A 24,171-nucleotide genomic window follows, 5' to 3' on the forward strand; every position below is an offset into this window, starting at 1 on the left:
ATGCCGCGCAGGGCCCGCACCTGGCCGGCGCCGCGCGCCTGCCGGACGCCGCCGGGTCCGGGCAGCCGTTCGCGGACGCCCAAGTTCCCGTGCCCCTCGGCCAGTTCGTGCCGGTCGAGGGCTCGGTGCCCACCACCCCGCACCTCGCGCCGACTCCGCCGCGCCCCCTCTCCGTACCCCCGGAGTACTTCGCGCAGGAGCAGCCGGAGCAGCCCGGGCAGCCGGAGCAGGCCACCGCCCCCGAAGCCCCGGCCCACCGGACCGCCGAGCCCACCCCGGACCCCGCCGCCGCACCCGGCGTACCCGCCGTACCGGCACAGGAACTTCCGGCGCAGGCCGACGCCACGCCCGGAGCAGAGCCGGAGGCGGACCCCGAGCCCGGTACGCTCCAAGACGCCGGGCAGCAGCCCGCAGCCACCGTGCCCGCACCCCGCGACGGAGAGCGGCCCACAGCCGCGCCCGCCGGGACGGCACCCGCACCCGTCGACGCGGCGGAGGACGGCAGCCCGTTCCCGTCCGCCCCGGAGACGACCGACCCCGACGAGCCGATGCACGCACCTCACCCGGCCGGACCGACCGCCCCCGCAAGCCAGACCGAGCAGCCCGCCGCGGCCGCCCTCATCGAGGCCGACGGCCCCGAGGACCTGTCCACGCCCGCCGAGCCGGCGGACGCGGACGGCCTGCCCCAGGCCCTGCTGCTCGACGACGACCCGGAAGCCGGGCCGGATTCGGCCGAGCCGCTCGCCCCGGCGGCCGACGCCTCCGTGGAACCGCCCGCCCCGGGCTACGCCGACGCCGAGCGCGAGGCCGTGCTGCGCGTCATGCGCGAGCGCCGCGACATCCGCAACGGCTTCCGCAGCGACCCCATCCCGCACGAGGTACTGCTCCGCGTCCTGGAGGCGGCCCACACGGCGCCGTCCGTCGGGCACTCCCAGCCCTGGGACTTCGTGGTCATCAAGTCCGCCGACACCCGGCGCACCATGCACGAACTGGCCCAGCGCCAGCGCGAGGCGTACGCGAAGTCGCTGCCCAAGGGACGCGCCAAGCAGTTCAAGGAACTGAAGATCGAGGCCATCCTCGACACCCCGGTGAACATCGTCGTCACCGCCGACCCCACCCGCGGCGGCCGCCACACCCTGGGCCGGCACACCCAGCCGCAGATGGCTCCGTACTCCTCGGCGCTCGCCGTGGAGAACCTGTGGCTCGCCGCGCGCGCGGAGGGCCTCGGCGTGGGCTGGGTCAGCTTCTTCGACGAGCGCGAGATGGTCCGCGCGCTCGGTCTGCCCGAGCACCTTGAGGTAGTGGCCTACCTCTGTGTCGGGTACGTGGATGAGTTCCCGGACGAGCCGGAGCTGATGCAGGCGGGCTGGTCCAAGCGCCGCCCGCTGTCCTGGGTCGTGCACGAGGAGACGTACGGCCGCCGCGCGCTGCCCGGCGAGGACCCGCACGACCTGCTGGCCGAGACCGTGGGCAACATCCGCCCGCTGGACGCGAAGGCGCTCGGCGAGGCGTGGGAACGCCAGAAACGCATGACGAAGCCCGCGGGCGCCCTGGGCATGCTGGAGATCATCTCCGCGCAGCTCAGCGGCCTCTCCCGGATGTGCCCGCCGCCGATCCCGGAGCCCGCCGCGGTCGCGATCTTCGCCGGTGACCACGGGGTGCACGCCCAGGGCGTCACGTCCTGGCCGCAGGAGGTGACCGGCCAGATGGTCGCCAACTTCCTCGGCGGCGGCGCCGTCTGCAACGCCTTCGCCAACCAGGTCGGCGCCGAGGTCTGCGTCATCGACGTGGGCGTCGCCAGCGAACTGCCCGCCACCCCGGGCCTGCTGCCCCGCAAGGTGCGCGCCGGTACGGCCGACATGACGACCGGCCCCGCGCTCACCCGCGAGGAGGTCAAGGCCGCCATCGAGGTGGGCATCGAGACCGCCCGCGACCTGGTGGCAGCGGGCAACAAGGCGTTGCTCACCGGCGAGATGGGCATCGCGAACACCACGGCGTCCGCGGCCCTCATCTCCGTCTACACCGACACGGACCCCGCCGAGGTCACCGGCCGCGGCACGGGCATCAACGACGAGATGCACGCCCGCAAGGTCGAGGTGGTCCGCCGCGCCCTGGAGCTGCACCAGCCCGACCCGGCCGACCCCGTCGGCGTCCTCGCGGCCATCGGCGGCCTCGAACACGCCGCGCTGGTGGGCCTCCTCCTCGGCGGCGCCTCCCTGCGCACCCCCGTCATCCTGGACGGCGTGAGCGCGGGCGCGGCGGCCCTGGTCGCCCGCGCCATCGCCCCCGAGGTCCTCGCCGCCTGCATCGCGGGCCACCGCAGCGCCGAGCCGGGCCACGTGGCAGCCCTCAACAAGCTGGGCCTGCGCCCCCTGGTCGACCTGGACCTGCGCCTGGGCGAGGGCACAGGCGCCCTCCTGGCCCTCCCCGTGGTCCAGAGCGCGGCGAGGGCGATGCACGAGGTGGCGACGTTCGACTCGGCGGGCGTGACGGAGAAGTAGCCGCAAGATCTCAGCCCGTCCGGCGTTTGAGGACGAGGGTTTGAGGACGAGGCCGTCCAGGCCGATACGGGGGTCTGGGCACCCCCACCCGTCCCCAGCCCACCCCGCCCCGCCCCCAGGAAAGGCGCACAAGGAGCCCTCATGGCCGCAGAACACCCCGCCTACCCCGTAGGTCTCCGCCTCACCGGCCGCCACACCGTCGTCCTGGGCGGCGGCCAGGTCGCCCAACGCCGCCTCCCGGCCCTCATCGCCGCAGGCGCGGACATCACCCTGATCTCCCCCTCGGCAACCCCCTCGGTAGAGGCGATGGCGGACGCGGGCGAACTCACCTGGCACCGCCGGACGTACGCCGACGGCGACCTCGCCGAAGCCTGGTACGCCCTGATCGCCACCAGCGACCCCACCGCCAACGCGGCCGCCTCCGCCGAGGCCGAGCGGCACCGCGTCTGGTGCGTCCGCTCCGACGACGCCGACGCGGCGACGGCCTGGACCCCGGCCACCGGCCACAGCGAGGGCGTCACCGTGGCCGTCCTCACCACCGAGGCCAAGGGCCGCGACCCGCGCCGCACCGCCGCCATCCGCGACGCGGTGGTGGAGGGCCTGCGCGACGGCACCCTGGTCGCCCCGCACCACCGCACCCGCACACCCGGCGTCGCCCTCGTCGGCGGCGGCCCCGGCGACCCGGACCTGATCACGGTCCGCGGCCGCCGCCTGCTCGCCGAGGCCGACGTGGTCATCGCCGACCGGCTCGGCCCGCGCGACCTGCTGAGCGAACTCCCGCCGCACGTCGAGGTGATCGACGCCGCGAAGATCCCGTACGGCCGCTTCATGGCGCAGGAAGCCATCAACAACGCCCTGATCGAGCACGCGAAGCAGGGCAAGTCGGTCGTGCGGCTCAAGGGCGGCGACCCCTTCGTCTACGGCCGGGGCATGGAGGAGGTCCAGGCGCTGGCCGAGGCGGGCATCCCGTGCACGGTGGTGCCCGGCATCTCCAGCTCGATCTCGGTGCCGGGGGCGGCGGGCATCCCGGTGACGCACCGGGGCGTGGCCCATGAGTTCACGGTGGTCAGCGGCCATGTGGCGCCGGACGACGAGCGGTCCCTGGTCGACTGGCCGGCGCTCGCCCGGCTGCGCGGCACGCTGGTGATCCTCATGGGCGTGGACAAGATCGGCCGCATCGCCGAGACGCTGACCGCGCACGGCAAGCCGGCGGACACCCCGGTGGCCCTGATCCAGGAGGGCACGACGGCCGCCCAGCGCCGCGTCGACGCGACCCTCGCGACGGTCGCGGAGGCCGTACACACCCACGAGGTGAAGCCCCCGGCGGTCATCGTGATCGGCGCGGTGGCCGCGATGAACCCGGTGCACACCGACTGACCGACCCCACGCGGGCCGACCGGCCCCGCACGGCCCGTCCGACGCCCCGGGCGGCCCGACCCCATCCACGTAACCACCGGTAACGGAACTGGTTCCCAGCCGTTGGCACCACACCCCGGACAAGGCAGTATCACCCTGTGGCCGATCTCCTCACCATCGAAGATCCCGACGACCCGCGCCTGCGTGACTACACCGGCCTGACCGACGTCGAGCTGCGCCGCAAGCGCGAGCCCGCCGAGGGCCTGTTCATCGCCGAGGGCGAGAAGGTGATCCGGCGCGCCAAGCTCGCGGGCTACGAGATGCGCTCGATGCTGCTCTCCGCGAAGTGGGTCGACGTCATGCGCGACGTCATCGACGAGGTCCCGGCGCCCGTCTACGCCGTCAGCCCCGACCTCGCCGAGCGGGTCACCGGCTACCACGTGCACCGCGGCGCCCTCGCCTCGATGCAGCGCAAGCCGCTGCCCACCGCCGAGGAAATCCTCCGGTCGCACCGCCGCGTGGTGGTGATGGAGGCGGTCAACGACCACACGAACATCGGCGCGATCTTCCGCTCCGCCGCCGCCCTCGGCATGGACGCCGTGCTGCTCTCACCGGACTGCGCGGACCCGCTCTACCGCCGCTCGGTGAAGGTCTCCATGGGGGCGGTCTTCTCCGTTCCGTACGCACGCCTCGACTCCTGGCCCAAGGGACTCGAAGGCGTCCGGGAGGCGGGCTTCAACCTGCTGGCCCTCACCCCCGACGAGAAGGCGAAGACCCTCGACGAGGCGGCGCCGCACCGCATGGACCGCGTCGCGCTGATGCTCGGCGCGGAGGGCGAAGGACTGTCCACGCAGGCTCTGGTCGCGGCCGACGAATGGGTCCGCATCCCGATGGCGCACGGCGTCGACTCGCTCAACGTGGGCGCGGCGGCCGCGGTCGCGTTCTACGCGGTGGCGACGGGCCGCCCGCGGTCCTGAGAGCCTGTTCATATCCCCGGCCGGGCGTGCGAACGCGTCAGCCCTGAGGCCCGGCCTCCGGGCCATCGGGCTGTCCCGGCACGGTACGTAGGGGCTGGTCCGTGACCCGCACCGCGTGGCCCCCTTCGCGTACGTCGCCGAGTCCCCGCGCGGGCCCCTGGCACCCCTGTGCCGCCGCGATGCCCAGCGCGACCAGCAGCGTCACGACGACGAACACGAACAGCCGCTGCCGCAGCAGCCGTGGATTGGCGGGCCGTCGTCCCGTGCCCGTGGTGCGCGGGCCCTGCCGCCCGGCCCCGCTGCGGGGCGCGGGCCTGCTGCCCGAACGTGAGGTGTCGCGCGGCGCCGAGGGCCGCGAGCCGGACTGCGAACCGCCCGTGCGGGACCCGCCGGTCCGTGAGCCACCGGTCCGTGGGTCGCCGGTCCGTGGGTCGCCCGTGCGCCGGCCGCCGGTGCGCGGGGCACCGGGGCGGGAGGAGCCGCCGGTCCGGGGCGGGGGAGTGCCCGGCGCCGTGCGGCGCTGGGTGCGCTCGTCGGCGTACGTGTCGGGCCCCTCGTACCCCTCGACGAGCCGGCCCGTCGGCCGGTCCTGGTCCTGGCGCTGCGCCGGCGGACGCACCTCGCTGAGGCCCTGCGCCTCGCGAGCGGCGATCTCCTTGAGCCGCAGCGACAGTTGGAGCGTGCTGGGACGTTCCTCCGGGGCCTTGGCGAGACAGGCCCGCAGCAGCGGGGCGAGCGCGTCGGGCACGCCCTGGAGCTGGGCCTCCTCGTGCACGACGCGGTACAGCATCACTTCCGAACTGCCGTGCCCGAAGGGCGAGTCGGCCATGGACGCGTAGGCGAGCGTGGCGCCGAGCGCGAACACGTCGGTCGCGGGCGTGACGGCGGCGCCGCGCACCTGCTCGGGGGCGAGGAAGCCCGGCGAGCCGACGGCCGTGCCGACATGCGTCAGGGTCGAGGCCCCCGTCGCCCAGGCGATACCGAAGTCGATGATCCGGGGGCCCTTGGGGGACAGCAGGATGTTCGACGGTTTGAGGTCCCGGTGCACCACACCGGCCTCGTGCACCGCGACGAGCCCTTCGGACAGCGCGGCGCCGACCACGGCCACCTCGGCCGCCGTCAGCGGGCCTTCGGCGGCGACCTTGTCGTGCAGCGAGGGGCCGGGCACGTACTGCGTGGCGAACCAGGGGCGGTCGGCCTCCAGGTCGGCGGCGACGAGCCGGGCCGTGCAGCCGCCGCGGATGCGCCGGGCCGCCGACACCTCGCGGGCGAAGCGCGAACGGAACTCCTGGTCCTCCGCCAGATCCGGCCGGATCACCTTCAGGGCGACGCGCTGGCCGCGGCGGTCGGAGCCCAGATAGACCACGCCCATCCCGCCGGCGCCCAGCCGCCTGTGCAGCCTGAACGAGCCGACGACACGCGGGTCCTCGCGCCTCAGGCGCATCATCGCCATGTTCATCCCCGCTGCCCGGTCCGTCTGACGAGCCACAGCTTACGTTTCCGCGGCCGGGCACGTGCAGAGGCCGCGCCCTCGCGGGCCGATCGATTGTCAGTGCCGGGTGGGAAACTTGAAAAGTGGTCAGGCGCCGCGGGACACGGGGCATTTCCCGCCGCCCTGCCCCTCAACCACCCGTCGCTGAAGGGGGATTGATCGCGTGAAGGGTGACCGCGTGGAGATAGTCGTGGACGCCGGCGACACGACGCGTACGTACGAAGTGGTGGCGAGCCGGGCAGGCCGCCGCGTGGAGACGGCCGTCCGCAGGGGAGTGGTGGAAGTGAGCGAAGTCACCCGCAGCGGCTCCGTGGTCCGCACGGCGCGCTTCATGGCGACCCGTGTGCTGGCCCTCGTGGAGCAGCCCGTCCCGAGGGAGGACAGCTCCGAACGGTCCGATCGGCCCGGTCGCCCCCTCGGGGAAGACCCTGAGTCCTAGGACCCCGTCTCCACCCACGGGAGTACTTGTGTGACGACCGGTCATCCTCCGGGAGGCCCGCCAATCGGTACGAGGGCATGACGCCCAAAGCTCACGGCGGACCTAGATTTGAGGTCAAGCGGCGGGTGCAGCACTCGTCCCCCGAGGTCAGACACCCGCCGCTGCCAGCTTCACCACCAAAGCCAACAGAAGAAGCAACACAGTCAGGAAGGGAGAGAACCATGGCGGACACCGCGCCGCGGACGATGATCCGCACCCAGGGACGGAAGCTCTCCACCCTGGGCGTCCGGCCGTCCGGAACGCGCCACCCCCTGGTGGCCACGCTCATGGTCCTCCCTCTGGCAGCCCTGCTCACCGTCGCCTTCGGCGGCTGGGAGGCAGTGGTCACACAAGCGTCGTCCGTGGGCGTGATGCTGGGGCGCTGAGCGGCGCCCCAGGCCCGGAAGAGCGGTCCGGGCGGGGACATCCGGCCATGAAACCCCGTGGGGACGGGGGTGCGGCGGACGGCACAACAGCCCGCGCAGCTGGGGAGCTGCGCGGGCTGTTTCTTTTTTGGGCCGACGGCGGGGCGAATGGGGGCCGACGGCAGGTCGACGGCGCCGGACTGTCCCGTACGCTCACGCGAGAACCACAGCCACACCCCGGGGGACCCGTGACCGCCCTGCTGCCCGCCCTGACCGCCCATGCCGAGCTCAGGGCCCACCGCACCCCCGACTGTGCCTGCAGCCCGCCGGGCGCCGTCCTCGCCGACCGCCCCGACGCCACGGTGGCGCGCCACGGCCAGGTCGTGGCGAAGGCCCACGCCCCCGGCACCCCCGAGCCCGCCCTGACCGCCCGCCTCGCGGCAGCCGCCCACCCCGCTCTGGCCGACACCCTCCTCGCCCCGCTGTCCGCCCGGCCGACCCGCCTGCACGACCGCCTGGTCACCCTCTGGCCGTACGGCGCCCCCGTGGACCGCGACGACCCGGACGCGGCCCCCTGGGAGGCGGTGGCCACCCTCCTGGCCCGCCTGCACCGCACCCCGCCGGCCGGGCTTCCGTACCCGCTCCGGCCGGCTTCCGTCCCCGCCCCCGCCGATGCGCGGCCCGGAGAAGGCCGCCCGTGCCGTGGCCCGGCTGCGGGCGGCGGCCCCGCACCCCGCCGCCTCCCCGGTCGAGCGGGCCTGGGCGGTCCTGCCGGCCTGGGCCCGTGACGAGGCCCCGCACCCGGGCCCGCCGCACCTGTGCCACGGGGACCTGCACCTGGGCCAGCTCGTCCGCACGCCCGCCGGCCAGTGGCTGCTCATCGACATCGACGACCTGGGCACCGGGGACCCGGCCTGGGACCTGGCCCGCCCCGCGGCCTGGTACGCCTGCGGGCTGCTCCTGCCCGAGGAGTGGACGCGGTTCCTGAACGCCTACCGCGCCGCGGGCGGCCCCGCCGTCCCCGCCGACGGGTCGGACCCCTGGCCGATTCTCGACGTACCCGCCCGCGCCCTGACCGTGCAGACGGCGGCCCTCGCGATCACCAAGGCGATGGCGGCGGAACGCGCCCTTGACGAGGTCGAGGAGACGTTCGTGGACGCCTGCCGCCGGATGGCCGCCGTCCCGCCGGACTTGGCGCCGACCGGCACGAAGTAGGGTGCACTGCACCGAAGCCGGGCAGATATCCGGCCAAGCAGTCACGACCGGCGAGGAGTTGAGCCGTCCATGCAGTGCCCCAAGTGTCACGCACCGATGCACACGTACAACCGCAATGGCGTCCAGATCGAGCAGTGCAGCGGCTGCCGCGGCATATTCCTCGACTACGGCGAGCTCGAGGCACTGACCCGCCTGGAGAACCAGTGGAGCGGCCACCAGACCCCACCGGCCCCGCCGGCGGCCCCCGCCTACCCCGCGGCGCCCGCGCCCGCCTGGGGCGCCCCGCACGGCGGCCACGGCGGTCACCATGGTCACCACGGCCACAAGAGGCACAAGAGCTTCGGGCACATGCTCTTCTCCTCCTGAGTGTCCTGAGCGGACACGACGAAGCCCCCGGCCGTGGAGACGGCCGGGGGCTTCGTGGAGCTGGTGCGCGATACTGGGATTGAACCAGTGACCTCTTCCGTGTCTTCCGTGTCAGGGAAGCGCTCTCCCGCTGAGCTAATCGCGCGGGGAAACCTCTGATCGATCAGAGATTCCAGTGGACGATACTGGGATTGAACCAGTGACCTCTTCCGTGTCAGGGAAGCGCTCTCCCGCTGAGCTAATCGTCCTTGGAGGTGGAGACGGGATTTGAACCCGTGTAGACGGCTTTGCAGGCCGTTGCCTCGCCTCTCGGCCACTCCACCAGGAGTTACGGGGGTTCGGGAAGATCCCCCGCGGTTCCTGCGAGCGGACGACCAGGTTCGAACTGGCGACCTCAACCTTGGCAAGGTTGCGCTCTACCAACTGAGCTACGTCCGCTTGTCTTTCCCGGCCCGCTTCCGCGTCCCGGCGACGTGTTGAACTCTAGCGGATTCCTGGGCCAGTACAAAAACGCGTTTGCGCAGCGTGCTGCGCTGTCGCCTCCTCGCCAGAGGCCCGGGGCACGCTCGGGACGCCGGTCATAGACTCGCAGACGTGCACGACCTGTCTCCCATGGCGCGCTTCGGCGGCCTCGTCGCGACCGATCTCCGGGACGTGACCAGCGACCCTTCCGCCCTGGACTCCTCCGGCTTCTGGGCGGTGTCCGCGGACTTCGAGGGCCGGCTGGTGTGCGCCCGCTTCGGCGACGTGCGCGAAGAGCCGGTGCCCGCGTCGGTGCCGGGGGCCTGGAGCGGTCCGGCGGCCGGTGACTGGACGTCGTCGCTCGACCGCGCCGCGTACACGGACGGTGTGCGCCGCATACGCGAACACATCGCGGCGGGTGACGTGTATCAGGCGAACCTCTGCCGGGTGCTGTCCGCGCCGGTCGCCGCCGACGCCGACGTGGACGCCCTGACGGCGCTCCTCGCCCGCGGCAACCCCGCACCGTACGCCGGAACGATCCGCCTGCCCGGGCACGGCGTCGAGATAGCCACGGCGTCGCCCGAGCTGTTTCTGCGCCGCGCGGGCGGCGTCGTCGAGTCGGGGCCGATCAAGGGCACCGGGCGCACCGAGGCGGACCTCCTGGAGAAGGACTACGCCGAGAACGTCATGATCGTGGACCTCGTCCGCAACGACCTGGGACGGGTCTGCGCGACCGGCACGGTGAGCGTGCCGGACCTGTGCGTCGTCGAGAAGCACCCGGGCCTCGTCCACCTCGTCTCCACCGTCCGCGGCGAGCTGCGCGCCGACGCCGGCTGGCCCGGCCTGCTGGCCGCCACCTTCCCGCCCGGCTCGGTCACCGGCGCCCCGAAGTCCAGCGCGCTGCGCATCATCGACGCCCTGGAGACGGCACCCCGCGGCCCGTACTGCGGCGGCGTCGGCTGGGTCGACGCGGACCGGCGCACCGGCGAGCTGGCCGTCGGCATCCGCACGTTCTGGATCGATCGCGGTGCGGGCGTGCTGCGGTTCGGTACGGGAGCGGGCATCACCTGGGGCTCGGACCCCGAGGGGGAGTGGCGCGAGACGGAGCTGAAGGCCGAGCGGCTGCTGGCGGTAGCCTCGGGAACGTACGCACCAAGTGCAGGATCTCCATCGCAAGGTGAGACTCAGTGAAGATATGGCTCAACGGCGGTCTGCATGACCTCGACTCCGCGCGCGTCTCCGTGTTCGACCACGGACTGACCGTCGGCGACGGCGTCTTCGAGACCGTGAAGGCGGTCGCCGGACGGCCGTTCGCGCTGACCCGCCACCTGGACCGCCTTGCCCGCTCGGCCCGTGGTCTCGGCCTGCCCGAGCCGGATCTCGACGAGGTGCGCCGCGCCTGCGCCGCCGTCCTCGACGCCAACCCGATGGAGCTCGGGCGGATGCGCGTGACGTACACCGGGGGCCTTTCTCCGCTCGGCTCCGACCGCGGCGACCAGGGCCCCACGCTCGTCGTCGCCCTGGGGGAGGCCAAGCGGCGTCCCGACTCCACCGCTGTGATCACCGTCCCCTGGACCCGCAACGAGCGCGGCGCGCTGACCGGCCTGAAGACCACCTCGTACGCCGAGAACGTGGTCGCCCTCGCCCGCGCCACCGAACAGGGCGCCACGGAGGCGCTGTTCCCCAACACGGTGGGGCAGCTGTGCGAGGGCACCGGATCGAACGTCTTCGTGGTCCTCGACGGCGAGATCCACACGCCGCCGGTCTCCTCCGGGTGCCTGGCGGGCATCACGCGCGCGTTGGCCGTCGAATGGACCGGCGCGCGCGAGACCGACCTGCCCCTGGACGTGCTCGACCGCGCCGAGGAGGTCTTCCTCACCTCGACGCTGCGTGACGTGCAGGCCGTGCACCGCGTCGACGACCGCGAACTGCCCGGCGCCCCGGGCCCCGTGACGGCCAAGGCGATGCGGGTCTTCGAAGAGCGCGCGGCGGACGACCTCGATCCTTAGGGATCTTAGGGATCGGCCGAAAGGCCCGGCGGGCTCCCGGACGGCTCGGCGGGCGCGGGGAGCGTAAATCCGGATGACGCGGGGCCCGCCCAGTGGGTACAACTCCGGTGATGACCACGACCCTGCGGCCTTCCGGGCCGCTCCAGGAGAGCACCACGGGCGCGAAGTCGCGCGACTACGACGTCTGCGTGAACAGCCGCCCCGTCGGCCGGATACGGCTGGCCACCCATGCCGTCTTCGGCCCCCGCGTCGCCGAGGTCCTGGACCTGCGCATCGACGCCCAGGACCGCCGTCGGGGCCGCGCGACCGTGGCGGCGCTGGCTGCCGAGGAGGTGGCGCGCGGCTGGGGCTGCACCCGGATCGAGGCGGCCGTGCCCGCGGGCTCCCCCGGGGTGGCGGCCCTGGCCACGGCGCTCGGCTACGTGGAGCGCAATCGCCGGATGTCCAAGCCGCTTCCGCTGCGCCCGCCCGAGCTGCCGGGGGACGTGCGGGCACGGCCGATGACGGAGGAAGAATTCGAGGAGTGGACCGCCCACTCCAGGGACGTCTACGCCCAGGACTGGATCGACCGCGGCGTGCCGGCGGCGGAGGCATACGCCAAGGTCGACGCGGACCAGCGCAATTCGCTGGCCGACGGCCTGGCGACGCCCGGCGCCCGGTTCAGCGTGCTGACACAGGACGCCGAGGTCGTCGGCATCCTGTGGGTCGCGGAACGTCACGGCGAGTGCTTCGTGTACGACATCGAGGTCCGCGAGGAGCACCGCGGCAGGGGACACGGCCGCAGCTTGATGCTCCACGCCGAGGGCCAGTGCCTCGAGGCCGGCAAGGACCACATCGGCCTGAACGTCTTCGCGGGGAACACACCGGCGTTGCGCTTGTACGAGTCGCTGGGCTACGAGGCGCGCACGTACTACGTGTACAAGCAGTTGCTCTAGCTGCGCGCGGGCGTGGCCGAGGATGTGGTGGGCGCCGCGCGCGGGCGTGGCCGGCGGCTACGCGAGGGCGCGGTCGGCGATCTCCTCGACGCGCTCGCGCAGGCCGTCCTGGCTCTTGCCGCCGTCCAGCCGCTCCCCGTCCACGACGTACGTGGGCGTGCCGGTGACGCCGATCGCCTTGCCTTCGGCCTGGTCGGCGTCGACGATCAGGATGTGCCGGCCGTCCACGAGGGCGGTGTCGAACTCCTCCGCGTCCAGACCGAGTTCGCCCGCGACCTCGACCAGGAAGGGTTCGCCCTTACGGTCCAGCTCCTCGACCCGGCCCAGGACCGCCTCGACGTACTCCCAGCCCTTGCCCTGCGCGAGGGCCTCCTCGGCGGCCTGCGCGGCGGCGAAGGCGTGCTTGTGCTTCTCGAGGGGGAAGTGGCGAAGGCGCAGCTCGGCACGGTCGCCGTAGCGGGCGCGCAGGGCGCGCACGTCGTCCAGGGCGGTGCGGCAGTCCGGGCACTGCAATTCGCACCAGACGTCGATGACGAGCGCGGCGGCGGGGTCGACGGGAGAGGAGTCGGTCATGCGCACAGTCTCCCAGCCCCCGGGCGCGCGCCCCAACCGGGACCGGCGGGCACGGCCGACCGGCACCTGGGGAGGAGCCGTGACCCGGATATCTCCCTGATGTGCTCTGGGGCCGTGGCTTCCGGGACCCCACCCGGTGCAGGATGGAAGGGACACATGCGACACCGCACCGCGCCCGCACGCCTGGAGGACCGGGATGATTGCCGAGACCATTTGCTCCGCCGTAGCCGCGGCCGGCCTCGGTATCGCGGCCGTCACGGCGTATCGCAAGCGTTTCCTCGCCGCGGCGCGCCTGGCCGCGTATGCGCTGGTCCCGATCGGCCTTGTCATGACCGGGGCGGTGGAGTGGGCCGCCGAGACGGCCTTCAGCCCGGTGGCCTGGGCGGGCTTCGGCGTGCTCGGCTCGGCCTGGCTGCTGTTCCTGGCGACCCGCGCGGTGGAGCGCCGCTCCGGCGGCACCCGCAAGGAGCGCCGCGCCGCGGCGAAGGCCGCCCAGCGGGACGCCGTCGCCCCCGCCGCGTCCGCCCCCTCCCTGGGCCCGGCGGCGCGCCCAGGGGCCGCCCCGGCCGCCAAGCAGAAGAAGGCCGCCCCGGCGGAGGACTTCAGCGACATCGAGGCCATCCTGAAGAAGCACGGCATCTGACGCCCGCGGGGGCGCCGCCCCGGCGCTCCGGGGCACGCCGTCCCGCATTCCGAGATCACGTTCGAGCGTATCGGCGGACACCGTTCGCAGGTGCGCCGCGCGGGGCCCACCAAGGTCACGGAATGCGGCGAACTCCCGCGCTGACCGTGCGTGTTGGTACGTGGGGGTGTCCGCCCTGCGTCATCATCACCGCGAGATGCTTGACACCACCCCACAGAGCGACCCCGCCCCGCCGGACGAGCGAGGCACCGCCGCCCACGAGTGCGGAACCGCTGCCCACGAGCGCGGAACCGCCGACGAACCGCGAGGCTGCCTCTTCGCGCTCTCGCAGCCACCGCTGATGATCTTCCTGGCGGTGATCGGCAGCCTGCTCCTCATGGCGTCGCTGCACGACCTGCTGCTGCTCTAGCTCCGACTCCAGCTCTGGCCGTCGGCCGCCACGCCTCCGCGGCCGCTCCCGTCGGACACGCCCTAGACGACCTTCTGCCCCTCCAGGTCCTGCTCAAGGCCCGCGGCCTCCCTGCGGCGGGCCCGGTAGGCGGCGACGTGCAGCCGGTTCCCGCAGGTGCGGCTGTCGCAGTAGCGGCGCGAGCGGTTCCGGGACAGGTCGATGAAGGCCCGCCGGCAGTCCGGCGCCTCGCACCGGCGCAGCCGCTCCTGCTCGCCCGCGACGACGAAGAAGGCCAGCGCCATCCCGCAGTCGGCCGCGAGATGGTCGGCGACCGAGGCGCCCGGTGCGAAATAGTGCACGTGCCAGTCGTAGCCGTCGTGGTCCGTCAGCCGCGGAGTGGTGCCCGCCGCCGCGATCAGCTCGTTGATCAGGGCCGCCGCCACATGCGGCTCCGTGGCCGCGAAGACCTCGGCGAACCGGCCGCGGATGCGGTGCACGCCCGCCAGATCCCGCTCCGTGAGCACGCCGACGTCGCTGATCGCATGGCCCTTCACGAACTCGTTCAGAGCCGCCACGTCCGCGAGCCCTTCGACGGCGTCGCCGCTCTCTTCGTCTGGCGCGGAGTTCACCAGATCGACCACGGCTTCGAGCGCACACCGGGTGTCGTGGGTGATCAGCACGATTCGCTCCCTGGCCTGGGGGTCGGGCCGGTGCCCGCCCGATGCTGGCCGATGCTAGCGGCTCGTGCCGCGCGCGCCACGGCGCCGGTGCCGCGGAAATCCGCGACACCGGCGCCGGTGCCTGCTGCGTGCCGTTGTGTCGTTGTCCGTCGTCGGCTGTCCTCGACGGCGGTGGGTCCCTGTCGTCGCTCGTCGTGGGCGTACCCGCGCCGTCTCCCCGAGTCGGACGGCGCCCCGCGGCTCCCGGAACCCTGGCCGGACTAGCTTTCGGCCAAAATGTGCGAGAGCTCCGTGTCGAGATCGAAATGACGATGTTCGGTGCCGGGCGGCACGGCCGCGTCGGTACGCTTCAGAAACGATTCCAGGGCCCGCGCCGGGGCCTCGAGCAGAGCCTCACCCTCCGGGGAGCTCAGGGCGATGCAGACGACGCCCTGACCGTGGCTGCGGGACGGCCAGACGCGGACGTCGCCGGTGCCGGTGGGCCGGTGCAGGCCCTCGGCGAGGAGGTCGCGGGCGAACACCCACTCGACGGTCTCCTCGGCTCCGGTGTGGAAGGTGGCGTGCACGGCATAGGGATCGGCCGTGTCATACCGCAGTCCTGCGGGTACAGGCAGTGAGGACTCGCTCGACACAACGAGGCGCAGGTGCAGCTCGCAGCTGACCGTGGTGTTCATAAGCGCCAGGGCCTTTCGCTCAGTGTGCGCTCGGGGATTCGCACGTCGGCGAAATCGACATGCCACCTACGGTGCCGTTGTAAACCCCTCTGGGAGTTTTGGGTGTCTTTAGGTGGCCCGTATGGCGGCTTGTCCGTTTGGTTCGTACGGCCATTCCGGTGACGGGTTTCCGTCCGGTAAGGTTTGGCTGCATGAATACGGGGAGTGACGAGTCGAAGATGGCCGCCGCCGTCGACGACGTGGCCGAGCAGGTCAAAGCCGAAAAGCCCTTCGGGTCCCGGGCGCCGGAGTTCATCAAGGCGCGCCGGACGCTGCACCTGAGCTGGCAGGTCGGCGTGTTCATCGTGGGCCTGGCCGTGGTCGTCGCGGGCATCATCATGCTGCCCCTGCCGGGCCCGGGCTGGGTCGTGATCTTCGGCGGCATGGCGATCTGGGCGACCGAGTTCGTCTGGGCGCAGCTGGTGCTCCGCTGGACGAAGCGGAAGGTCACCGAGGCGGCACAGCGTGCCCTCGACCCGCGGGTGCGCCGCCGCAACATCATCCTCACGAGCATCGCCCTGGTGATCGTCGCCGCCCTCGGCGGGATCTATCTGTGGAAGTTCGGCATCCAGATGCCCTGGAAGATCAACGATCAGTGACGCCGCGGCCGTCGGGGGCGGCCGCCACCTGCGCCGCAGTGGTCCCAGGGTGGTCGGGAGCACCCTCTGACATGGGGTAATGTTCTCTGTGCGCCCGGGCGATTAGCTCAGTGGGAGAGCGCTTCGTTCACACCGAAGAGGTCACTGGTTCGAACCCAGTATCGCCCACCCGGGCCCAGTATCGCCCACCCGGGATTGTGGCCCGGAGGCTGGAAACAGCCTCCGGGCCACTGTCGTATCCGGATCGCGCGCATCCGCGGCGGGCGTATGCGTCGACCGTATGTGACGGTCTTTCACAGAAATTCGCGGCCCCGTGCGGGCCCTTCCGGAATAACTCGTTCCTATTTCCGTGAGTTGACGATCCGTCCGTTCTGTCGCGCGGAAATCGGCCCGGCCGCAGACTGGGACCATGGACTGGTGCCATTACCGCTTCCGGAGCGTGTGGAATCTGCCCGCCGCCCCCGAGGCGGTGTACGCCGTCCTCGAGCAGGCCCAGGACTACCCGCGGTGGTGGCCGCAGGTCCGCGCCGTGACCCCGCTCGGCGAGCACGGCGGCACCGCGCGGCTGCGGTCGCTGCTCCCGTACGACCTCCTCATCACCGCCGAGGAGCGCCGCCACGACCCGGACCGCGGCATCCTGGAGATCACCATGACCGGGGACCTCGAAGGCTGGGCGCGCTGGACCCTGACCGCCGCCGACGGCGGAACGCGGGCGCGCTACGACCAGGAGGTCGACGTCCGCAAGCCCCTGATGCGGCGCCTCGCGGTGCCCGGCCGGCCGCTGTTCCTCCTCAACCACGCCCTGATGATGCGGGCGGGGCGACGAGGGCTGGTCTCCCGCCTGGAAGCGGTTTGAACGAAGGGCGCCCGGACCTGTATTGTTCAGTGCGTTCCCGGGCGATTAGCTCAGTGGGAGAGCGCTTCGTTCACACCGAAGAGGTCACTGGTTCGAACCCAGTATCGCCCACCTGGAGAATGCCGGTCCGTCAGTGACGGACCGGTTTTTTCATGCCCGCCCCGGCGGGCGGCGTGGCAACGCTCAGGCGGCCGCGGGCAGTTCGGGACGCAGCGGCCATGCCGGATCGACCGCCTCCGGCGCACCGCTGCGCGCGAACCACGCCTGGAGCCCGCGCGCCTGGGCCGCGTGCCACACCGCCTGCAACGTATGCAGTTCGGCGGGGGACAAGCGCTCCAGGCGGGCGGAGAAACGGCGCCCCACCGCGCGTACGACATCGAGCGCGGCCTGTGCGTCGGCCGCCGCGTCGTGCGCGCCCGCCAGCTCCACGCCGTAGTGCTCGCACAGGTCGGACAGCGTGCGGCGGCCCTTGCGGTAGCGATCGAGCTGGCGGTCGAGGACCCTCGGGTCCAGGACGCACAGCGGATAGCTCTCCAGATAGCGCGCGAGCGACGAGGCGCGGTGCCTGCGCAACTCCCGGTCGAAGAGCGTCAGATCGAACGGCGCGTTCATCACCACCAGGGGCCGCCCCGCCGCCCCCTGCTCCGCCAGCTCGCGCCCTATCTCCTCCATCACCGGAGCCGGCCAGCGGCCGTTGCGCTCCAGATGCTCCTGGGTGAGTCCGTGCACCGCGGTGGCGCCCGCGGGGACGGGAACGCCCGGATTCACCAGCCAGCGGGTGACACGGGGCCGGGCCCCCGCGCCGTTCTGGACGACGACGGCGGCCGACACGATCCGGTCGGTCTCGACGTCGACACCCGTGGTCTCCGTGTCGAATGCGGCCAATGGCCCCTCGTACCAGCACGTCATACTGACGCAACTCCTCGTTCAGCTCCGGCAGTTGACCTGCGTAACTGCCCACGCTGGTGATACCCGGGCCGTTTGCGCCGAACCCGGCACGGAGACAACACAGGTACAGGGCGCGGACATCGACCGGCCCGAGCGGGGAAACGTCTGGTTCGGAAGGCTTGTTGGACATGGCGCTCGCGCAGCCCGAACAGGGCGGGCTGCTGCCCGAGCGGATCGCACCGCCGCGCGGCACACTCGCCACCACCGCCTGCATGGAGACCCTTCAGGTGGGCTATCTGCACGCCGTGGCCGCCGCCGCGGGGTGCTCCCTCTCCCAGCCCTTTCCGGACAACGGCATCGACTGGCACGTCAGCCACAGCGCCCCCGGGCACACGGTCGACGACGAAGTCACCATCAAGGTGCAGCTCAAGTGCACGTACCAGATCCCGCCCCGGCCCGCGGGGCCCGCCTTCTCCTTCACGCTGGACAACGCGCACCTGGAGAAGCTCGCCCGCACACCGGTGTCGGTGCACAAGATCCTGGTGGTGATGATCGTGCCGCGCTTGCAGGGCGACTGGCTGCGGGCCGGCCACGACCGGCTCGACCTGCGGCACTGCTGCTATTGGACCAACCTCGCCGGACACCCCGTGACCGGCAGGCGAAGGACCACCGTCCGCGTACCCACCTCGCGGATCTTCGACGACCGGGCGCTCTGCGAGATCATGACGCGCGTCGGGACGGGAGGAAAACCGTGACGCACCGCCCGATCGACGAACGCGTGCCACCACGAGGCCCGCGCCCCCACCCCGTGGACGCCCCAGGCCCGTGGTCCGACCCGCCCGAGCCCGGCCAGGTCGACCCCGCCGTGCTCGGCGCGCTGCTCGACCGGCACGGCTGGCGCCCACGGCTGGCGCCGCCGCGGCGGCGCCGCCGGACGCTACTCCCGCTGGACCCCGCCGGACCCCGGCCACGCCGGCACCAGCCTGCTGGTGCCGGAGAGCCGCGCCTTCCCCGACTGCGAGGACCTCATCGGCGAGGCCCTGACCGCGCTGGCCCGCAGTTCCACGCCGTCCGCCCGCGAAGTCCTGGTGTCGCTGGCCGTGCCCAGCGACGAGATCCGCTGGTGGCGCGATGTGCCGAGCGGCCCCGCGGGCGCCGCCGCCTGGACCGTCGAGGAACAACTGCGCGGCGCCGCACGCCAGATGCTGCTCGCGGGCCAGATGCTGCTCGCGGGCGCGCTCGCCGCCCGCGCCCGAGCCGGGTACTACGGCGCGCGGCACCGCCGCCCCGCGGCCGCCTCCCTGGAGAACATCCTGGTGGGGCCCGCCCCCGGCGGGCGGCGGCTGACCGCCTTCGTGCCCGTGCCCGCCGGGCGGCCGCTCGCCGTGCGGCTGCACCAGGCGCTGTACGCCGCCCGCGAGGCCGTCGACTACCAGCGGGCCACCGGCGGCATGGACGCCTTCGACGGCGCCGTCGGCGCGGGCGTCAGCCACGAGCTGGTCGAGGCCGTCGTCGCCCTCGTCCGCGGTACCGAGGGGGCCAGGGTCGGCGTGCAGTGGTCACCCGCCGCCGGGGTGCCCGAGGGCTGCGCGGCGTCCGCCGAGCCTGTCGAGTTCTCGCCCGGTGACCTGCCCGTGCTGCGCGAGGCCGGCGCCCGCTATCTGCGCGAGGAGCCTTCGGTGCCGGTGCGGATCACCGGGACCGTGGTGCGCATGCGGCGCTCGGGGCCGCGGGGTGCGGGCACGGTGCGGGTGCGGGTGCTCGCGGGCGCCGAGATCCCGCAGGTGCGGATGTCCCTGGACGAGGAGGACTACCGCATCGCCGGGCACGCGCATCTGGTCGGCCTGCCGATCCGGGTGCACGGCAGGCTTGAGAGCCGGGGCGGCTTCCGCAGGCTCACGGAGGCGGCGAAGGTGGTGCCGGTGCAGGTCGACGACGCCGAGCGGGACCGCCTGATGAAGTCGCTCCACGGGAACCTGGACTTCTTCGGGGAGGCGTGCGGCGAGGACTGAGGGGAGTCCGGCGGGCGGCGTGCGGATGCCGTGGGCCGGAGCCGGGCCGGGGGATCGGGCGGCGGGGGCCGCCCGGGCCCGGGGCCGGGCATAACCGTTTCGCGATGCGCCCCCATGGCTCGGTACGATTCGTTGCGCGTGCAGGAGCAGATCTGCCGCAGCCCCCTCAGTCAGGGCGGCCCCCCTTCAGGCAGGAGAAAACCGGTGTCGGACGTCCGTGTGATCATCCAACGCGATTCCGAGCGGGAAGAGCGCGTGGTGACCACGGGCACCACGGCCGCCGAACTCTTCGACGGCGAGCGCACCGTCGTCGCGGCCCGGGTGGGCGGCGAGCTCAAGGACCTGGCGTACGCGGTCGCCGACGGCGAGGTCGTCGAGCCCGTCGAGATCTCCTCCGAGGACGGCCTGAACATCCTGCGGCACTCGACCGCGCACGTCATGGCGCAGGCCGTGCAGGAGCTGCACCCGGAGGCCAAGCTCGGCATCGGCCCGCCGGTCCGTGACGGGTTCTACTACGACTTCGACGTCGAGAAGCCGTTCACGCCCGAGGACCTCAAGGCCATCGAAAAGAAGATGCAGGAGATCCAGAAGCGCGGACAGCGCTTCTCGCGCCGCGTCGTGACCGACGAGGCCGCCCGCGACGAGCTGGCCGACGAGCCGTACAAGCTGGAGCTCATCGGGATCAAGGGCTCCGCGTCCAGCGACGACGGTGCCGACGTCGAGGTCGGCGGCGGCGAGCTGACCATCTACGACAACCTGGACGCCAAGACCGGCGAGCTGTGCTGGAAGGACCTCTGCCGGGGTCCGCACCTGCCCACCACCCGGAAGATTCCGGCGTTCAAGCTGATGCGCACCGGCGGCGCGTACTGGCGCGGCAGCGAGAAGAACCCGATGCTGCAGCGAATCTACGGCACCGCGTGGCCGTCCAAGGACGAGCTCAAGGCGCACCTGGAGTTCCTCGCCGAGGCCGAGAAGCGCGACCACCGCAAGCTCGGCAGTGAACTGGACCTCTTCTCCATCCCCGAGGAGATCGGCTCCGGCCTCGCGGTCTTCCACCCCAAGGGCGGCGTCATCCGCCGGGTCATGGAGGACTACTCCCGCAAGCGGCACGAGGAGGAGGGCTACGAGTTCGTCTACTCGCCGCACGCCACCAAGGGCAAGCTGTTCGAGAAGTCGGGCCACCTGGACTGGTACGCCGACGGCATGTACCCGCCCATGCAGCTCGACGAGGGCGTGGACTACTACCTCAAGCCCATGAACTGCCCGATGCACAACCTGATCTTCGACGCGCGCGGGCGTTCGTACCGTGAACTGCCGCTGCGGCTCTTCGAGTTCGGGACCGTGTACCGGTACGAGAAGTCGGGTGTGGTGCACGGCCTGACCCGTGCCCGCGGTTTCACCCAGGACGACGCGCACATCTACTGCACCAAGGAGCAGATGGCGGACGAGCTCGACAAGACGCTCACCTTCGTCCTGAACCTGCTGCGCGACTACGGCCTGACCGACTTCTACCTGGAGCTGTCCACCAAGGACCCGGAGAAGTTCGTCGGCTCGGACGAGATCTGGGAGGAAGCCACCGCGACCCTCAAGCAGGTGGCCGAGAAGCAGGGCCTCCCGCTCGTTCCGGACCCGGGCGGCGCCGCCTTCTACGGGCCGAAGATCTCCGTGCAGTGCAAGGACGCCATCGGCCGCACCTGGCAGATGTCGACCGTGCAGCTCGACTTCAACCTGCCCGAGCGCTTCGAGCTGGAGTACACCGGCCCCGACGGCACCAAGCAGCGTCCGGTCATGATCCACCGTGCGCTCTTCGGGTCGATCGAGCGCTTTTTCGCGGTGCTCCTGGAGCACTACGCGGGCGCCTTCCCGGCGTGGCTGGCGCCGGTGCAGGCGGTCGGCATCCCGATCGGCGACGCGCACGTCGAGTATCTGCAGGAGTTCGCCGCGAAGGCGAGGAAGCAGGGGCTGCGGGTGGACGTGGACTCGTCCTCGGACCGCATGCAGAAGAAGATCCGCAACGCCCAGAAGCAGAAGGTGCCGTTCATGGTCATCGCGGGCGACGAGGACATGGAGCACGGCGCCGTGTCCTTCCGCTACCGCGACGGCTCGCAGGAGAACGGCATCCCGGTCGACGAGGCCATCGCGAAGATCGCGAAGGTGGTCGAGGAGCGCGTCCAGGTCTGACGCACGCCGGATGGGATGCGTACGCGCCGGACGGCGATGCGTACGCGTTGACGTGTACGACGGCTCAGGAGGCCCGCGGGGACGCCCCTCGTGGGCCTCCCGCACGTCGAGCCGGTGGCCCGCGGACGAAAACCAGTCGCTGTCCGCGCAGGCGTCGGCGCGCCGCGTAGTCGGCCAGGGGCCCGCCCCGGCGGCACGCTCCGAACGGGCGAAGTCATATGCTGCACAGCATGACGATTGAGCCGGAGCAGCAGATCGGAGTGGGGACGCAGGACGCGTTCCAGCGCCTGTGGACGCCCCACCGGATGGCGTACATCCAGGGTGAGAACAAGCCCACCGGTCCGGGGGCGGACGACGGCTGCCCCTTCTGCACCATCCCGGCCAAATCCGACGAGGACGGGCTCGTCGTCGCGCGCGGCGAGCAGGTCTACGTGGTGCTCAACCTCTACCCGTACAACGGCGGGCACCTCATGGTCGTGCCCTACCGCCACGTCGCCGACTACACCCAGCTGACCGCCGCGGAGACCCTGGAGCTGGGCGAGCTGACCAAGCAGGCGATGACGGCGCTGCGCGCCGCGTCGGGAGCCCACGGCTTCAACATCGGCATGAACCAGGGCACCGTGGCCGGCGCGGGCATCGCCGCGCATCTGCACCAGCACATCGTGCCGCGCTGGGGCGGCGACACGAACTTCATGCCGGTCGTCGGCCACACGAAGGTGCTGCCCCAACTGCTGGCCGACACCCGCAAGATGCTCGCGGAGGCATGGCCGGCGGCCTAGGTCGTCCCGGCCCGGCCTCCGCTGCTCGCTGCCCGCCGGGCGCTACCCGTTGTACACGTCCGCCTGGCGCGGCATCGGGTCCTGGACCGCGCCGCTGAGGAACGTGGCGCGGGCGCCGAAACGGTCGGTGTTCACGCCGTTCTCCTCCAGCACCTTCAGAGCCGCCGAGTGCACCACCCGCAGCACCGGTGTGGCCGCGCGCAGCGCGTCGTCGGCCATGAAGCGGTGCCGCCACGGCTTGTCCGCCCAGGCGTGCCGCAGGCCGAACGGCTCGGGCAGGACCAGCTTGCCGCCCAGGTAGTCCAGCATCGGCGGATACCAGGTGAAGGGGGCGCGGACCGCGAGGCGCACCACCTCTTGCGCGTCGACGAGCGGCAGCTGCTGCGTCTTGGTCTCCCAGAACTTGACGGTCTTGCTGACCGTCTTCGTCTTGGGCGAGGGCTTGCTGGTGAACAGCGAGTGCACCGGGCCGAGCGCGTGGCCGGTGATCTCGATGCGCAGCGTCTCGTGCAGCACCGTCACCGTGATCAGCATCGTGATCACCAACTGGCCGTCCCAGAGCGTGAACTGGACGCCCAGGTAGTGCCGGTCGCCGCTGCCGAACTGCTGTTCGTTGCAGATGCGCTGTATCTCGTGGCCCTTGATCTGGAAGGCGTCGACGTCCGTGCCGGAGGGGCGGGACACCGATCCCGCGTTCTCGCCGATGGGCGTGACGATCCAGTGCCTTATCGACGGCGTCGGGAAGCCGCCGGTGTGCAGGGGGCCGCGCTCCAGCATGCGGAGCTGGTCGTGCACCGCGCGCACGACGTCCCAGCTGCGGAACGGATTGATCTCCTTGCCGTCCTCGCGGGGGGTGAGCTCCTCGGCGAGCTGCCAGCTGCCCCAGCGGGTGCCCATGCCCAGTATCCCCTTGGGGCCCGCGTAGAAGACGCTGTTGGACTGCTGCTCCGCGGAGAGCCGCGCGAGGCCCTGGCGCAGCCGCTCCGCCGCCGTCTCGCCGGGGCTGCCGGGGACCGCCTCGGGGATCTTCGCGCCGACGCCGCCGCCGGCCAGCAGGCCGCTCCAGCGGTCCCGCAGGTCCCTCGCGGTGCCCTCCGCTATGTGCTTGGCCCAGAACCAGCCGAGCACGGGCACGACGAGGCAGAGCCGCAGATACCAGGCCCAGAAGCCGCCGAACGGCAGCTTGATCAGCAGCAGCACCACGACCACGCCGACGGCCACGAGGCCCGCGGTGGCGAGGGCCTGGGTGCGCTTGTCCTTCTGCTTGGAGATCCACCTGCGGGCCGTGAAGACCAGCAGCCAGACCAGCAGGCCGGGCAGGAAGAGCAGCCCGCACACGGCCATCACGGCCGTGAGCCAGCTGTCGCGCTGCCTGCGGATGCGGTTCGCCGCGAGGCAGTGCTCGACGACCACCTGCGGCTCCGTGCCGAAGGACTGGATGAGCGGCGGGCGGGCGCCGCCGAGCATCCGCACCTGCACGGTCCGGGAGAATGCCTCGCCCAGGCTGGGCTTGCACAGCGACCACAGGCCGGGCTTCACCACGGACTTGTGCCAGTCGCTGTTGGCCTTGAGGATGTCGTCGACCTCGCCGTCGCGATACGCCGCCGACGCCAGGGCATGCGTCGCCGCCGTCTGTCCCGCGGCGCCCGACAAGGGGACCTGGGCCCCTGGCCTGAAGTCGAATACGTCGTCCGCCACCT

Annotated in this window: 22 protein-coding genes, 6 tRNA genes and 2 pseudogenes; 20 read left to right on the top strand and 10 right to left on the bottom strand. The window is 72.3% G+C overall.

Translation table 11 applies throughout. The features are described from left to right. Positions 1-89: 89 nt before the first annotated feature. From cobT to STRAU_RS30835, 3 genes are all read left to right on the top strand, one after another. The gene (gene cobT / locus STRAU_RS30825; protein WP_016644338.1) at positions 90-2,501 is read left to right on the top strand and encodes a nicotinate-nucleotide--dimethylbenzimidazole phosphoribosyltransferase; all 2,412 of its coding nucleotides are present in this window, start codon (positions 90-92) and stop codon (positions 2,499-2,501) included. Positions 2,502-2,642: 141 nt separating this feature from the next. After that, the gene (cobA, locus tag STRAU_RS30830; RefSeq protein ID WP_016644339.1) at positions 2,643-3,878 is read left to right on the top strand and encodes a uroporphyrinogen-III C-methyltransferase; all 1,236 of its coding nucleotides are present in this window, start codon (positions 2,643-2,645) and stop codon (positions 3,876-3,878) included. Positions 3,879-4,015: 137 nt separating this feature from the next. Further along, entirely contained in the window at positions 4,016-4,834 is an 819-nt protein-coding gene (locus STRAU_RS30835; protein WP_016644340.1) for a TrmH family RNA methyltransferase, read from the top strand. Between the two features lie 37 nt (positions 4,835-4,871). On the opposite strand, the gene STRAU_RS30840 is transcribed toward STRAU_RS30835, so the two are convergent. Then, positions 4,872-6,293: a serine/threonine protein kinase gene (locus STRAU_RS30840; RefSeq protein ID WP_016644341.1), complete on the bottom strand. Its 1,422-nt coding sequence runs from the start codon at positions 6,291-6,293 to the stop codon at positions 4,872-4,874. A gap of 196 nt (positions 6,294-6,489) precedes the next feature. Between STRAU_RS30840 and STRAU_RS30845 the strand changes: the two genes are divergently transcribed. The 4 genes and pseudogenes from STRAU_RS30845 to STRAU_RS30860 all read left to right on the top strand — a co-directional run bounded on the left by STRAU_RS30845 (position 6,490) and on the right by STRAU_RS30860 (position 8,750). Beyond that, positions 6,490-6,765 (top strand): hypothetical protein, encoded by a 276-nt coding sequence (locus STRAU_RS30845; RefSeq protein WP_016644342.1) that lies wholly within the window; start codon positions 6,490-6,492, stop codon positions 6,763-6,765. Between the two features lie 221 nt (positions 6,766-6,986). Further along, a complete protein-coding gene (locus tag STRAU_RS30850; RefSeq protein ID WP_016644343.1) occupies positions 6,987-7,190 on the top strand; it encodes a hypothetical protein in 204 nt (67 codons plus the stop codon). A 227-nt stretch (positions 7,191-7,417) separates the two neighbouring features. Beyond that, positions 7,418-8,384, top strand: a pseudogene (locus STRAU_RS30855) (phosphotransferase). Between the two features lie 69 nt (positions 8,385-8,453). Then, entirely contained in the window at positions 8,454-8,750 is a 297-nt protein-coding gene (locus STRAU_RS30860) for a TFIIB-type zinc ribbon-containing protein (RefSeq protein ID WP_078621623.1), read from the top strand. Between the two features lie 61 nt (positions 8,751-8,811). On the opposite strand, the gene STRAU_RS30865 is transcribed toward STRAU_RS30860, so the two are convergent. The 4 genes from STRAU_RS30865 to STRAU_RS30880 form a co-directional block, all read right to left on the bottom strand. Further along, a tRNA-OTHER gene (locus STRAU_RS30865) sits at positions 8,812-8,895 on the bottom strand. A 31-nt stretch (positions 8,896-8,926) separates the two neighbouring features. Beyond that, positions 8,927-8,998, bottom strand: a tRNA-Val gene (locus STRAU_RS30870). A gap of 1 nt (position 8,999) precedes the next feature. After that, positions 9,000-9,073, bottom strand: a tRNA-Cys gene (locus tag STRAU_RS30875). 42 nt (positions 9,074-9,115) lie between these two features. Continuing rightward, positions 9,116-9,188 (bottom strand) — tRNA-Gly (locus tag STRAU_RS30880). Between the two features lie 156 nt (positions 9,189-9,344). Between STRAU_RS30880 and STRAU_RS30885 the strand changes: the two genes are divergently transcribed. The 3 genes from STRAU_RS30885 (at position 9,345) to STRAU_RS30895 (ending at position 12,156) form a co-directional block, all read left to right on the top strand. Beyond that, positions 9,345-10,403: a chorismate-binding protein gene (locus STRAU_RS30885; protein WP_016644346.1), complete on the top strand. Its 1,059-nt coding sequence runs from the start codon at positions 9,345-9,347 to the stop codon at positions 10,401-10,403. Beyond that, complete coding sequence (locus STRAU_RS30890; RefSeq protein ID WP_016644347.1) at positions 10,400-11,221, top strand: aminotransferase class IV; 822 nt, start codon at positions 10,400-10,402, stop codon at positions 11,219-11,221. Before STRAU_RS30885 ends, STRAU_RS30890 begins: the two co-directional genes overlap by 4 nt. A gap of 110 nt (positions 11,222-11,331) precedes the next feature. Further along, complete coding sequence (locus STRAU_RS30895; RefSeq protein ID WP_037663041.1) at positions 11,332-12,156, top strand: GNAT family N-acetyltransferase; 825 nt, start codon at positions 11,332-11,334, stop codon at positions 12,154-12,156. 57 nt (positions 12,157-12,213) lie between these two features. Here STRAU_RS30895 and STRAU_RS30900 read toward each other — a convergent pair whose 3' ends face one another. Further along, complete coding sequence (locus tag STRAU_RS30900; protein WP_203227486.1) at positions 12,214-12,729, bottom strand: DsbA family protein; 516 nt, start codon at positions 12,727-12,729, stop codon at positions 12,214-12,216. 196 nt (positions 12,730-12,925) lie between these two features. Between STRAU_RS30900 and STRAU_RS30905 the strand changes: the two genes are divergently transcribed. Next, positions 12,926-13,372, top strand: a complete 447-nt coding sequence (locus STRAU_RS30905) for a hypothetical protein (RefSeq protein WP_016644349.1) — start codon at positions 12,926-12,928, stop codon at positions 13,370-13,372. A 196-nt stretch (positions 13,373-13,568) separates the two neighbouring features. Then, on the top strand, positions 13,569-13,781 hold the full coding sequence (locus STRAU_RS30910) for a hypothetical protein (protein WP_078621628.1): 213 nt from the start codon (positions 13,569-13,571) through the stop codon (positions 13,779-13,781). A 62-nt stretch (positions 13,782-13,843) separates the two neighbouring features. Here STRAU_RS30910 and STRAU_RS30915 read toward each other — a convergent pair whose 3' ends face one another. Both STRAU_RS30915 and STRAU_RS30920 read right to left on the bottom strand, forming a co-directional pair. Further along, positions 13,844-14,443 carry a CGNR zinc finger domain-containing protein gene (locus STRAU_RS30915; protein WP_016644352.1) on the bottom strand — a complete coding sequence of 200 codons (600 nt, stop codon included), beginning with the start codon at positions 14,441-14,443 and terminating at the stop codon, positions 13,844-13,846. Between the two features lie 260 nt (positions 14,444-14,703). After that, positions 14,704-15,117, bottom strand: coding sequence for an SsgA family sporulation/cell division regulator (locus STRAU_RS30920; protein WP_003959770.1), 414 nt, complete (start codon positions 15,115-15,117; stop codon positions 14,704-14,706). A gap of 191 nt (positions 15,118-15,308) precedes the next feature. On the opposite strand from STRAU_RS30920, the gene STRAU_RS30925 reads away from it, so the two are divergent. The 4 genes from STRAU_RS30925 to STRAU_RS30940 all read left to right on the top strand — a co-directional run bounded on the left by STRAU_RS30925 (position 15,309) and on the right by STRAU_RS30940 (position 16,722). After that, on the top strand, positions 15,309-15,755 hold the full coding sequence (locus STRAU_RS30925; RefSeq protein WP_016644353.1) for a TIGR02611 family protein: 447 nt from the start codon (positions 15,309-15,311) through the stop codon (positions 15,753-15,755). Between the two features lie 96 nt (positions 15,756-15,851). Beyond that, positions 15,852-15,923: transfer RNA gene (locus STRAU_RS30930), tRNA-Val, on the top strand. Positions 15,924-16,164: 241 nt separating this feature from the next. Further along, positions 16,165-16,611, top strand: a complete 447-nt coding sequence (locus STRAU_RS30935) for an SRPBCC family protein (RefSeq protein WP_016644354.1) — start codon at positions 16,165-16,167, stop codon at positions 16,609-16,611. A gap of 39 nt (positions 16,612-16,650) precedes the next feature. After that, positions 16,651-16,722: transfer RNA gene (locus STRAU_RS30940), tRNA-Val, on the top strand. Between the two features lie 72 nt (positions 16,723-16,794). On the opposite strand, the gene STRAU_RS30945 is transcribed toward STRAU_RS30940, so the two are convergent. Then, positions 16,795-17,520, bottom strand: a complete 726-nt coding sequence (locus STRAU_RS30945; RefSeq protein WP_037663046.1) for a 3'-5' exonuclease — start codon at positions 17,518-17,520, stop codon at positions 16,795-16,797. 167 nt (positions 17,521-17,687) lie between these two features. On the opposite strand from STRAU_RS30945, the gene STRAU_RS30950 reads away from it, so the two are divergent. The 4 genes and pseudogenes from STRAU_RS30950 to STRAU_RS30965 all read left to right on the top strand — a co-directional run bounded on the left by STRAU_RS30950 (position 17,688) and on the right by STRAU_RS30965 (position 22,471). Next, complete coding sequence (locus STRAU_RS30950; protein WP_016644356.1) at positions 17,688-18,254, top strand: DUF4365 domain-containing protein; 567 nt, start codon at positions 17,688-17,690, stop codon at positions 18,252-18,254. Next, a pseudogene (locus STRAU_RS30955) lies at positions 18,251-19,511 on the top strand (hypothetical protein). Before STRAU_RS30950 ends, STRAU_RS30955 begins: the two are co-directional and overlap by 4 nt. Before the next feature lie 204 nt (positions 19,512-19,715). Beyond that, complete coding sequence (thrS, locus tag STRAU_RS30960) at positions 19,716-21,692, top strand: threonine--tRNA ligase (protein WP_016644358.1); 1,977 nt, start codon at positions 19,716-19,718, stop codon at positions 21,690-21,692. A 218-nt stretch (positions 21,693-21,910) separates the two neighbouring features. Then, positions 21,911-22,471, top strand: coding sequence for an HIT family protein (locus STRAU_RS30965; protein WP_016644359.1), 561 nt, complete (start codon positions 21,911-21,913; stop codon positions 22,469-22,471). A gap of 42 nt (positions 22,472-22,513) precedes the next feature. On the opposite strand, the gene STRAU_RS30970 is transcribed toward STRAU_RS30965, so the two are convergent. Continuing rightward, on the bottom strand, positions 22,514-24,169 hold the full coding sequence (locus STRAU_RS30970; RefSeq protein ID WP_037663048.1) for a hypothetical protein: 1,656 nt from the start codon (positions 24,167-24,169) through the stop codon (positions 22,514-22,516). Positions 24,170-24,171: the final 2 nt, after the last annotated feature.

It is taken from the genome of Streptomyces aurantiacus JA 4570, from assembly GCF_000414115.1.
Lineage (GTDB): Bacteria > Actinomycetota > Actinomycetes > Streptomycetales > Streptomycetaceae > Streptomyces > Streptomyces aurantiacus_A.

Coding starts and splice junctions, on each gene's coding strand:
- cobA (WP_016644339.1), top strand. CDS start 2,643: ATGGCCGCAGAACACCCCGCCTACCCCGTAGGTCTCCGCCTCACCGGC.
- STRAU_RS30840 (WP_016644341.1), bottom strand. CDS start 6,293: ATGAACATGGCGATGATGCGCCTGAGGCGCGAGGACCCGCGTGTCGTC.
- STRAU_RS30850 (WP_016644343.1), top strand. CDS start 6,987: ATGGCGGACACCGCGCCGCGGACGATGATCCGCACCCAGGGACGGAAG.
- STRAU_RS30860 (WP_078621623.1), top strand. CDS start 8,454: ATGCAGTGCCCCAAGTGTCACGCACCGATGCACACGTACAACCGCAAT.
- STRAU_RS30895 (WP_037663041.1), top strand. CDS start 11,332: ATGACCACGACCCTGCGGCCTTCCGGGCCGCTCCAGGAGAGCACCACG.
- STRAU_RS30900 (WP_203227486.1), bottom strand. CDS start 12,729: ATGACCGACTCCTCTCCCGTCGACCCCGCCGCCGCGCTCGTCATCGAC.
- STRAU_RS30905 (WP_016644349.1), top strand. CDS start 12,926: ATGATTGCCGAGACCATTTGCTCCGCCGTAGCCGCGGCCGGCCTCGGT.
- STRAU_RS30910 (WP_078621628.1), top strand. CDS start 13,569: ATGCTTGACACCACCCCACAGAGCGACCCCGCCCCGCCGGACGAGCGA.
- STRAU_RS30920 (WP_003959770.1), bottom strand. CDS start 15,117: ATGAACACCACGGTCAGCTGCGAGCTGCACCTGCGCCTCGTTGTGTCG.
- STRAU_RS30925 (WP_016644353.1), top strand. CDS start 15,309: ATGAATACGGGGAGTGACGAGTCGAAGATGGCCGCCGCCGTCGACGAC.
- STRAU_RS30935 (WP_016644354.1), top strand. CDS start 16,165: ATGGACTGGTGCCATTACCGCTTCCGGAGCGTGTGGAATCTGCCCGCC.
- STRAU_RS30945 (WP_037663046.1), bottom strand. CDS start 17,520: ATGACGTGCTGGTACGAGGGGCCATTGGCCGCATTCGACACGGAGACC.
- STRAU_RS30950 (WP_016644356.1), top strand. CDS start 17,688: ATGGCGCTCGCGCAGCCCGAACAGGGCGGGCTGCTGCCCGAGCGGATC.
- STRAU_RS30965 (WP_016644359.1), top strand. CDS start 21,911: ATGCTGCACAGCATGACGATTGAGCCGGAGCAGCAGATCGGAGTGGGG.